Origin of the sequence: Xylanibacter ruminicola Ga6B6 (genome assembly GCF_000687715.1) — a bacterium.
Taxonomy (GTDB): Bacteria; Bacteroidota; Bacteroidia; order Bacteroidales; family Bacteroidaceae; genus Prevotella; species Prevotella ruminicola_B.
The window spans coordinates 17,558-28,925 of the sequence record NZ_JHXD01000029.1 but is presented as its reverse complement, the minus strand read 5'-3'; the positions used below and the strand labels follow the sequence as shown (position 1 = coordinate 28,925).

Here is an 11,368-nt window from a genome sequence, read left to right as displayed (position 1 = left end):
TTGTCTCAATTCCGATGTTGATTTTGCGGCCACGTGTGGGAGATTTTCTTAGTGCACGTGGGAGAATCTTTTTCCTCGCGCGGGAGCATCATCTCTATCTTTGTCTTGACTATGCAAAGGTACGAAAATTTCGTCATATATTGAAATATTAATTGTTAATGAATTGTTAAAATCGATAAGTATATTGATATGAGCACAGAGCACAGAGCACAGTTTTCTCATGAGCACCTCAAAATATGTAATTAACTATTTTACTATATATATAATATATATATTATATATATAGTAATTATTAAATTACTAAACCTCACTAATCAATGTACCCCTCTCGTAAATAAACTGTGCTCTGTGCTCTGTGCTCTGTGCGCTTTGCTGATTAATTTCTTTATGTAAAATTTGACCGAATCAATTGCTATACAATGCTATTTAACAAACTATTAACAGTTAGTGCTCTTTTATATGACGAAAATTTTGTATCTTTGTATCGGCAATAAAAAAGTGTAAAAGGCCTCACGCAAGCAAAAAAGATTCTCCTATGTGCACTAAGAAAATCTTCTACGTGTGGTTTGCAATAATAGCATAGAATGCCGATGCGATCTTTGGTTTACTAATATCTTTCTAATTGTTACGCGCGTGAGTAAAACTTTGCTGCGAGGGCGCCGCTGATGTTATGCCAGACGCTGAAGATGGCGCCGGGGACGGTGGCCAGGGGGTAGGCGGCAAAATGGAGCACGGCTAACGACGAGGCCAGACCGCTGTTTTGCATGCCTACCTCGATGCTGAGGGCAACACGCTTGGGATGGGGCAGGCGCAGCAGGCGGCCGATGGCATAGCCTACACTGAGGCCTAACAGATTATGCAGTACCACGGCGGCTACCACGATGGCGCCGCCTAACAGCAGACGGCTGGCATTATGACTGACGATGATGCCTACCACCACGGCAATGACCACCGACGAGAGGGCAGGCAGATAGGGGGTGACGCTGCGGGTGGCACGGGGCATGAAACGCTGGCACAACAGGCCTGCCACGATAGGGGCGATAACCACATATATAATACTGGTGAGCATGCCGATGGTATCGACATTTACCATGGTGCCGGCCATGAGCCATACCAGCAACGGGGTGAGCACAGGGGCCAGGAGGGTAGAGCAGGCGGTCATGCCTACCGACAGAGCCAGATCGCCCTTGGCCAGATAGGTGATGACATTAGAGGCGGTGCCACCAGGACAACAGCCCACGAGGATGACGCCTAAAGCCAACTCGTTGGGCAGCTGCAATGCCCACGAAATAAGGAAGGCCAACAGCGGCATCACAGTGAACTGGGCCAGACAGCCTAACAGGATGTCCTTAGGGCGGCTGAGCACGATACGGAAGTCGGCTGGCGACAGTGTGAGACCCATGCCGAACATGATGACACCCAGCATGGGATTGATGGTATAGGTGCTTATCCAGTTAAGACTCTGGGGCGCCAACAGGGCTACTGCTGCCACCACTACTACCAGTGCGCCCATCCAACGGGCTATGAAGTTACAAATGCGTTTCATGACTGCAAAGGTACAACTTTTTTAGCAGAGTGATACAAAATCGTGTTAAAATCTATTAAAATACGCTGATTTTCAGATTAAAATATGTACTTTTGCCCATGAAATAATAGGTAAATAAATATTTGTAAGTAAGATGAATAATCATTCAGTTGTAGGCGCAAAAATCAAGGGCCTTAGAGAAACCAAAAATCTCAGCATCGACGTGATTGCTGAGCGCAGCGGACTGACCGTAGAGCAGATAGAGAGTATTGAGAATGATGTGAACCTGCCATCGCTGGGTCCACTGATTAAGATTGCTCGTGCTTTAGGTGTTCGCCTAGGTACCTTTATGGATGATAACGATGCCCTTGGACCTATTGTTTGTCGCGCCGAAGATCGTGAGAAGGATAGCAGCATCAGCTTTAGCAACGGCGCTACTGATGCACGTAAGCACATGGAGTATCACCCATTGGCACAGCAGAAGGCTGGTCGCCACATGGAGCCATTCGTAATTGACATTAACCCCGAGGAGAACCCCAACTTCCAGTTGAGCGACCACGAGGGCGAGGAGTTTATCTACGTGATGCAGGGTGAAGTAGAGATTGTGTATGGTAAGGAGACCTACACCCTGAAAGAGGGCGACAGCATTTTCTACGACTCGATTGTAAAGCACCACGTACACGGTGCCCCTGGCAAGAGTGCAAAGATTCTGGCAGTAGTTTACATACCTTTTTAATTGATAATTGAGAATTGACAATTATGAGTGATGTAAAATACGATATGGCGGGCAGACCGCTGCCTGATAGAACTTATCCAGCCGAGACCGGCTCGGAGGGATACAAACTGTGGGAAAGAACTCTGGGCGAATGGCTGGAGTACTGGGCCGAGACTACTCCTGATAAGGAATATATAGTATATAGCGACCGCAACCTGCGATTCACATGGAGCAAATTCAATGAGCGCGTAGACAATCTGGCCAAGGGCTTGATATCTATCGGCGTTAAGAAAGGCTCGAATGTGGGTATCTGGGCTACTAACGTGCCCGACTGGCTCACCTTCCTGTATGCTACCGCTAAGATTGGTGCCGTGCTGGTAACAGTAAACACCAACTACAAGCAGAACGAGCTGGAGTACCTGTGTAAGGACTCAGACATGGAAGTGCTGTGCATTACCGATGGTACATGGGATTGTAACTATGTGGATATGACCTACACCATGCTGCCAGAGTTGAAGACCTGCGAGCGTGGACACCTGAACAGCGAGCGATTCCCATACCTTAAGAATGTAGTATATATAGGTATGGAGAAGTATCGTGGTATGTACAACACAGCCGAACTGCTGCTGCTGGGACAGAACATCGACGATGAGACGCTGAACGAGATGAAGAAACAGGTGAGCTGCTACGATGTGTGCAACATGCAGTACACTAGCGGTACCACAGGTTTCCCCAAGGGTGTGATGCTTACTCACTACGGCATTTCGAATGATGGTTACTTTACCGGCGAGAATATGGGCTTTACACAGGACGATAAGCTGTGTGTATGTGTGCCCTTGTTCCACTGCTTCGGTGTGGTGCTGGCTACGATGAACTGCCTGACTCACGGCTGTACCGAGGTGATGGTTGAGAAGTTCGACCCACTGGTAGTGCTGGCCTCGATACACAAAGAGCGTTGTACCGCCGTTTACGGTGTGCCTACGATGTTCATAGCCGAGCTGAACCACCCGATGTTCGACATGTTCGACCTGAGCTGTCTGCGTACAGGTATCATGGCCGGAAGCCTCTGTCCTATCGAGCTGATGAAGCAGGTAAGCGAAAAGATGTATATGACCATTACCAGCGTGTACGGACTGACCGAGAGCTCGCCTGGTATGACGCAGACCTGCCTGAACGACACCTTTGAGCAGCGTTGTACTACCGTGGGACGCGACTACCCGTTTGTCGACGTGAAAGTGCTTGACCCTGAGACTGGCGAGGAATGCCCAGTAGGTGTGCAGGGCGAGATGTGCTGTAAGGGCTTTAACGTGATGAAGGGTTACTATAAGAATCCACAGGCTACGGCCGAGGTGATCGACAAGAACGGCTATCTGCACTCGGGCGATCTGGGTGTGAAGGACGAGCAGGGCTTCTACAAGATTACGGGTCGTATCAAGGATATGATTATCCGTGGTGGTGAGAATATCTACCCACGCGAGATTGAGGAGTTCCTGTATCACATGCCTGGCATTCGCGACGTACAGGTGGCCGCTGTGCCATCCAAGAAATACGGCGAGGCCGTGGGTGCCTTTATCATCCTGGAAGAGGGGGTAGAGATGACGCCCGAGGATGTGCAGCTGTTCTGCCGAGGCAAGATAGCACGATACAAAATTCCGAAGTACGTGTTCTTTATCAAAGAATTCCCGCTCACGGGATCAGGTAAGATCCAGAAATTCAAACTAAAGGAAATGAGCCTGAAACTATGTGAGGAACAAGGAATTGAAGTAATCTAAAAAAAATAAGAACCAATGACTAGAAGATACGCGATAATACTACTAACAGTGCTGCTGTCGATATTGACTGCAGGGGCTGTTAATGTATCACCGCGTATCTTCCGTAATTATACCGCAGCTAACGGTTTGGCCGATAACGGCGCCCAAACCATTCAATGCACCAAGACTGGCCGACTGGTGATTACCACTGCCGGACAGATCAACTTCTACGACGGTGCCTCGTTCTCGTATATCGACCCGCTGGATGAGAACATCTACGCCCTGTCGGAGTATCGTGGTAACTACCATCTGTACTTCGACAAGTATCACCACATCTGGCTGAAGAACACGGGTAGCGTTACTTGTGTGGAGCTGATTACCGAGCGCTTTGTGCCAAGCATCGACGACGTTTTTGCCGAGTTTGGTGTGAAAGAGCGTGTGAAGGACCTGTTTGTGGACCGTAAGGGCGTGGTTTGGCTGCTGACGGTCAACGGTTTGTATTCGGTTGAAACCAAGCAGTACATCAAGACGCGTGCGGGCCTGAACCTGCAGGACCTGGAGGTGTATAAGGACAAGTTCCTGATGCTGTTCTATGAGGACGGACTGATGGAGATGTACGATATTGCCAAGGGTAAGCGTGTGGCCGAGAACCGTCCGTATAACGACGAGACGGCCCGCCACTTTGCGGCTTCGTCGCTGACACTGCTGGACAGCACCAAGGTGTACCAGATACGTAACGGTGCGAAGGAGGCCATACTGATGCAGTACGACGTGCCACGCAAGGAGTGGACCGAACTGCTGCGCACACCTTACCACCTGAACAGTATGGTGAAGCGCGACTCGCTGCTGTATGTGCCTTGCGAATACGGTTATTGGACAGTGAACGAGAACAACCAAGAGACTACCCATATCGAGGCACTGAGTATTGTGTCCGGGCAGCCGCTCGAAACCGATATCAACGTGATTGCCTTCGACCGCCAGGGTGGTATGTGGGCCGGTACCGAGAGTCGCGGCATACTTTACTCGATGCCTTACAAACAGCCATTCCATGCTTATGCTTGGGGCACCCCGATAGCTAACCAGTTGGGCACTATGATGAATAACATAAACCAGTGGCCAAAATTCCGCGACCGCACCGTGAACTGCGTGTTTAAGGATTCGCGTGGCTGGACATGGGTGGGCACACCGCAGGGCTTGCAGGTGTATCGCCGCGAAAGCGACCTGCTGCCACAGGTTTACACCACCAAGGATGGCTTGTACAACAATATTGTACACTCGATAGTAGAAGACCAAGCCCACCACATCTGGGTGGCTACCAGCTACGGTATATCGGTAGTGCTGTTTGACGAGGATGACAAGGTACACTTTATCAACAGCTACAACGAGTACGACCATGTGCCTAACGAGGTGTTTGTGAACGGTAAGGCCATGCTGCTGCCCGACGGGCAGATAGCCATGCAGTCGCTCGACCATGTGGTGCTGTTTGATCCTACCAAGATGTCGACACTCGACAACAATTATCCGTTTAAGATTTATCCTAAGCTGATAAAGCTGATGGTTAACGGTATAGATGTGACCCCAACAACCGAGATTGACGGTAAACGTATACTGAACCGTGCCCTGAGTCGTGTATGGGGTCTGGATCTGAACTACAATCAGAACTCGCTGACCCTGGTGTTCTCGGCTTTGAACTACTTCCGTCCGCAACAGACATTCTATCGTGTGCGTGTGATGGGACTGGATGAGGAGTGGCACATACTGTCGCCATTCAGTTCCGACCTGGTAGATAAGGACGGCCTGCTGCACCTGCCGCTGATGGCCTTGCGCCCAGGACATTATGCTGTTCAGGTTCAGGCATCGTTGGCGCCCGATGTATGGGATACCGAGCCTTACGAGTGGACCATCGATATTAACGAGCCTTGGTGGCGTTCGGCTGGTATGTTCGGCTTGTTAGGCGTGGTGCTGATCATCATGGCGTGCATAAACCTGTACTTCTACATGAAGAATGCCAACCTGCGTGCTATGCGTAACAGCGAGGAGGTAGGACTGATTAACCGTATTTACGCTTTTGTGGACCGTTGTAACACCAGCGCCGAAGTACTGGAGCCAGTGGTTGAGGAATACACTTTGTCACAGCCCGACCCGCAGGTGGAACTGGATGCCGACTTCCTGAAGGTGTATAAGAAGATTGCCCCAGTGGTAGAGCTTGAGCGCAAGAAGAAAAAGATGACCATGCGCCGACTGAGCAATGCCGCCGGTATGGATGCCAAGACGTTCTATCAGGTGATTACCACCAATATCTTTAAGAGTCCGCGACCACTGATTAAGCAGGCCCGACTGCAGCAGGCCGAGCGTATGCTGCGTAATACCAAGGAGCCGCTTGAGGTGATAGCTGAAAAGTGCGGATTTATTTCGGTTAACTTCCTGATATCACAGTTCTTCCAGGTTCATCGCGTTACTCCCGAGCAGTATCGCAAAATGCACTAAGGCGCCAAGTGCGGTCGGTAGTGCCCTTGTAATAAACCAAAGCTTGATATTGATTTTCGGTTTGGTAATAGTTGCCCTCGCTGGCTAACTGTTGCCCATCGGCTGTGGTATACTGGTAGTTGTAATAGCCTTGCTTTTGCAGGACGCTGGCTGTATAGAGCTGGTTTACGGGGTCGTAATACAGCATGTAGTCGTCGGCACCTGTAGCGGTGGTCCAGCGGCCGCTGATGTAGATGGGGCCCTGGCGCGGTACACGCAGACGATAGTTTACCCACACATACTGGCCTGTGGTGCTTACCTCGTGGTAGTCGCTGTTGCGGATACAGAAGGCACCGTTGGCATCCTCGTCGTACAGGTAGTTAGGGCGGGGGGCATCCACAAAGGTGTAGGCCTGATAGTTCTCGCCATCCCACGAAATGTGGTCGATACCCATGGTGGGATGACTCACATCCAGCACCTCGAACTTACGATACTCGTTGCCCGCATCGAAGATGAGTTGGCGGTTGTGGCTCCACTCCAGACCGTTGCGGGTGGTGATGTTAGGCTTTACGCCCTGGCGCATATTACGCTGCTGGTGGTTCTGCATCACTACGGCATAAATCTGCGTGTCGGGGTTGGTAACAGGCAGGTTACCATAGTCGAGCGCCATCGTTACCTGCTGGTGACTCACGCGGGTGTCGATATCGGTATTAGGCGTGCTGCTCAGGCTCAGGCGCATGCTTTGTTCGGTAACCATAAACTCGGTTACCAACACCTCGCGGTTGTCGTCGTCCTCATCCAGAATATACAGGCGGTAGTTGCCACTCATCAGCAGCTGGCAGCGGTCGTTGGGCAGCTGCAGCTGGTAGTGGGTGTAGGGGATGATGGTGTTTACCGAGTGTGCGTAATCCTCGATGGGGTTATTATTGAAACCTGAAAGCCAGTCGCTCTCGAACAGCTCTTCGCTGGGTGCCCAGTCGGCCTCGCAGTGCTCCAGGCGATACACGTAGCGATGGTAGTCGTGCGAGAGCTCGTCGAACTCTACGGTGAGCACATCGTCGCTATGCAGGCGTATCACGGGGGCATTCAGCCAGTTCTGGTTCACCATCGTAACCAGCGTCTTGATGTTGGGCTGGTTAATGCGGTTCTCGGCTTGTGCGGCTAATGGCAACAGCCATAGCAAGGCTAACAGGCAGCGGACAATCATCGGCGGCGCTCTGTGATAATACCGTGACGATAGGCGTAAAGCAGCTCCTTCAGATCGGCAATCTGTGTGCGCAGCTCTTCGCCCTTATCGGTATCGGCCACCAGCATGCGATGGGCCGACATCTCGATAATCTGTGTGGTAGATTTAATATCTATTTCGCGTGCTATAGCATCGCGGGCCGAGGTGAACGGCTCGTGCTGAACCAGTTGGAAACCGCGCGAGTGATATACCAATGTATAGCCGGCAATACCCGTCTCCTTGTGATAAGCCTCTGAGAAGCCACCATCGATCACCATGAGTTTGCCACCTGCCTTGATAGGATTCTCGCCGCTACCGGCATGTACGGGCACATGGCCGTTGATGATATGACGGTTGTTACCCTTTACGCCAAAGGCATCTAGAATACGGTCGCAAACCTCCTCGCTGTCGCGCAGCTTGAAGTAATTGCCTTTTTCCTCCTTATAGGTATCCTTATCAACCAGGAAATAGCGTTCGAAGGTGGCCATCTTCGACTTACAGAACAGGGGCGAATCCTTACCGCACCACAGGTACAGGAAGTAATCGCGGGCGTAATCCTTATCTACCGAATCGTTCTGGAAGGCCTCGCGGATCATCATGCCGATATTGTGCATCAGGTCCTTACCGGCAAAGCGCTTGCCAGGATAAATCTCAACCTCCTTGAGCGAGCCGTCGTCGTTCAGCGGGATGGCGGCGTGGAACAGCAGGTTGCTGTTGCTGATGGTGTACATGCAGCCGTGCGACAGCAGCGTGTTGATATGTTTGTGCAGCTTTTCGCTGATGCGGAACGAGTGGTGCAGCTTGTGCATCAGGTCGGCCTCCTCGGCGGTAAGCTTGTTGGGATGCAGGGGATCAACGGTGGGGAAGTTGCAGCTCTTCATCTCGTACTCCTTGCGATCAATGGTGCAGTTGCCCCTCTCGTAATCAACTCTACTGAGCATGCAGCGATCCTGCATCTGCCACTCGGGGCGACGGCCGAATATCTCGGCCTCAGTCTTGAACTGCAATACAGCAATGGCCTTATGCATCTTGGCTGTGAGCTGCTGGGTCTTCTCGTCCATCGTGTTGCCTGGCAGCAGCTTGGGCTGGAACTCCAGGCAGGGGTCGTCGCCATATACGTCGAGCGCAAAAGTGGCCAGCGGCACTAAGTTGATGCCGTACTCCTCGATGGTGCTGAGGTTGGCATAGCGCAGACAGAGGCGCAACACATTGCAGATACAGGCGTCGTTGCCTGCCGAAGCGCCCATCCACAGCACATCGTGATTGCCCCACTGGATATCCCACGAGTGGTATTGGCGCAGGGTGTCCATGATGATATGGGCACCAGGACCGCGGTCGTAGATGTCGCCAAGGATATGCAGTTGGTCGATGGCTAGGCGCTGGATGACGTTACAGATGGCGCAGATGAAATCATCGGCACGACCTGTAGATATGATGGTGTTGACAATCACGCTCACGTAGGCGGCCTTGTCGTTGTCGCTCAGACTCTCGTGCAGCAGCTCCTCGATAATGTAGGCAAAATCCTGTGGCAGCGATTTGCGCACCTTTGAGCGGGTGTACTTACTGCTCACGTCTCGGCACACCTTTACCAGTTGGTGGATGGTAATACGGTACCAGTCCTCAATATCTTTCTCCTGGGCCTTAATCAGCTCCAGTTTCTCTTCGGGGTAGTATATCAGGGTGCACAACTCCTTCTTCTCGCTCTCACGGATATCGTTGCCAAACAGCTCGTTTACCTTACGCTTGATGTTCCCCGAGGCATTCTTCAGGATATGGCGGAACGCCTCGCTCTCGCCGTGAATATCGGCCAGGAAGTGCTCGGTACCCTTAGGCAGCGCCATGATAGCCTCGAGGTTGATAATCTCGGTTGAGGCATCGGCAACCGTGGGGAACGATTGTGCTAGCAGTTGCAAGTAGTGCAGATCAGTTTCATTGTCGGTAATATGTTTCATATCTTCAGATGGTTTTTAAGGGTGTTGCGTAATGCATCCGTTTGTTTGTCGTCGAGCGGGTCGATGGGCATGTAACCCTCGTCGAGCAGCACTTGTTCCTTCAGAACCTGGATCAATCGGGCGGCACGCTTGGTAAGATTGGCCTCTTCGAGTGCTTCGGCCAGCTGGTCGTCGTTCACGTTGTCGCGATACAGCTCGCGTGTCAGCTCCATCATATTCAGCAGAGTAGGGACTTTGAGCACCTGACGGATGATACGCATCAGGTAATCGTTCTCGTCGCCCTGATAATCGCCTATCAGCTCCTTGATGGGCTGCGGACGATGAAATTTCTTAGGGAAATAGGCTGCAATCCTCGCAACATCGAGGAGTGGCGATGAGTAGTCGAGTATACGGATGCCGTAGTCGGTATAGTTGCTGATGTTCTCGTGCTCGGCATATATCAGCAGGCGGCGCCAGTCAATCAGGCGTGCATCCACCTCCTTGGCCTCTTGCTCCACCCAGCGCTTATCGCCCAGAATACCAGCCTTGATAATCACCTTGAGGGCACGACGGGTGAGGTCGTCCATCAGTTCGAGGGTGTTCGAGTCGAGTATCTTCTGATAGATGGCAAACGTTTGGGCAGCCATCTCGGCAGGACTGATGGTGTTGGTGGTAACGGCATTGTGAACCTCTTCTACACGTGGGTTCCAACCCAGCTCCATAAAGCTCTGTCGCTCCATTTTGCCCAGGGTGATCACGGCATAGGCCCCCTCGATAAACTCGCGCTGTACCAGCGTCATAGCGGCACGCTGCTGGGCGGGCAGCATCTGGAGTGCAAAGGGCTGTAGCTGTCCGTGAGGTGTTACTACAGTACGGATATTAAGCTTACGGGCGCAACGCATGGCCTTGGTGTGCAGCATCTGGTTGGCGCCATGAATGTGGATGATATCGGCCTGAGCGTCGTGAGCCTGCTGGTAGAAGGATTTGCTGTTATCGGCCACTACCACGGTGGCACTCTGTCGTAATCCCTCTACCAACAGCTGTACATGACGTTGTATCAGCTCGTTATTCTTTGGGTAGATATGTAATATATTCATATCTGCAGAACTGGTTTTTCCAGAAAATGCGCCAACGCAAAGCCTGACGCTGAACAAACGATGGCTTGAGCTCGAAGTATTTCAGCACATCGAAGGCCACCGATTTCTTGATAACGATAAAATCGTAACGCCCCCAGCGGTAGTGGTGGCGCTTGCGGGTTCTCACCTTCTTGAGTCGGCGCTCTATGCGTGTAACATGGTCACTGGCATCATCTACATCGTAGAACGCCTGCAGTTTAATGCCTTTCTTGGTAAGATAGCCTAACGTCAGGTCGGCGGTGTCATCAAAGGTATCGTTGATGGCCTGCAGAATATCTGCGTTTACGGGCGCATGACTGGCGTTGGCAAAGATTAACCAATCGTTTTTAGCTGCCTTGATGCCAATGTTGTAGGCCTGCTTCTTGCTGATGGCATGACCTTCGGATTTTGGCAGGAAGGTGGTATAGAGGTTGGGGTAATCTTTTTTGAGAAGCTTGAGTATATCAGGCGTCTCGTCGGTAGAAGACTCATCTACCACCACAACCTCGTAGCCAGGCTGGTACTGCTGCGTGAGGAAGGCCGTTAGGTTTTCCTGCAGCTCGTACGCCTGGTCGTACACGGTCATGATAACAGAGAATCTCCGTTCGTCTTTATTCATTTTATAATTTTTACATTTTTA

8 protein-coding genes are annotated in these 11,368 nt (G+C 51.3%); 3 read left to right on the top strand and 5 right to left on the bottom strand.

The features are described from left to right. Positions 1–625: 625 nt before the first annotated feature. Entirely contained in the window at positions 626–1,546 is a 921-nt protein-coding gene (locus T500_RS0113365; protein WP_028908532.1) for a bile acid:sodium symporter family protein, read from the bottom strand. 133 nt (positions 1,547–1,679) lie between these two features. On the opposite strand from T500_RS0113365, the gene T500_RS0113360 reads away from it, so the two are divergent. The 3 genes from T500_RS0113360 to T500_RS0113350 are packed head-to-tail and all read left to right on the top strand — an operon-like array spanning position 1,680 to position 6,478. Further along, positions 1,680–2,261: a helix-turn-helix domain-containing protein gene (locus tag T500_RS0113360; RefSeq protein WP_013063601.1), complete on the top strand. Its 582-nt coding sequence runs from the start codon at positions 1,680–1,682 to the stop codon at positions 2,259–2,261. Positions 2,262–2,305: 44 nt separating this feature from the next. Continuing rightward, on the top strand, positions 2,306–4,012 hold the full coding sequence (locus T500_RS0113355) for an AMP-binding protein (protein ID WP_051612076.1): 1,707 nt from the start codon (positions 2,306–2,308) through the stop codon (positions 4,010–4,012). A gap of 15 nt (positions 4,013–4,027) precedes the next feature. Then, positions 4,028–6,478, top strand: a complete 2,451-nt coding sequence (locus T500_RS0113350) for a helix-turn-helix domain-containing protein (RefSeq protein ID WP_080694904.1) — start codon at positions 4,028–4,030, stop codon at positions 6,476–6,478. Here T500_RS0113350 and T500_RS0113345 read toward each other — a convergent pair. From T500_RS0113345 to T500_RS0113330, 4 genes are read right to left on the bottom strand one after another with little or no spacing between them, the layout of a single operon-like run. Beyond that, positions 6,447–7,664, bottom strand: a complete 1,218-nt coding sequence (locus T500_RS0113345; protein ID WP_028908529.1) for a DUF5103 domain-containing protein — start codon at positions 7,662–7,664, stop codon at positions 6,447–6,449. The genes T500_RS0113350 and T500_RS0113345 overlap by 32 nt on opposite strands. Beyond that, a complete protein-coding gene (locus tag T500_RS0113340) occupies positions 7,661–9,634 on the bottom strand; it encodes a fructose-bisphosphatase class III (protein ID WP_028908528.1) in 1,974 nt (657 codons plus the stop codon). The genes T500_RS0113345 and T500_RS0113340 overlap by 4 nt, the downstream gene beginning before the upstream one ends. After that, positions 9,631–10,710 (bottom strand): glycosyltransferase, encoded by a 1,080-nt coding sequence (locus tag T500_RS0113335; RefSeq protein WP_028908527.1) that lies wholly within the window; start codon positions 10,708–10,710, stop codon positions 9,631–9,633. Before T500_RS0113335 ends, T500_RS0113340 begins: the two co-directional genes overlap by 4 nt. Continuing rightward, positions 10,679–11,347, bottom strand: coding sequence for a glycosyltransferase (locus T500_RS0113330; RefSeq protein ID WP_080694903.1), 669 nt, complete (start codon positions 11,345–11,347; stop codon positions 10,679–10,681). The genes T500_RS0113335 and T500_RS0113330 overlap by 32 nt, the downstream gene beginning before the upstream one ends. Positions 11,348–11,368 lie beyond the last annotated feature (21 nt).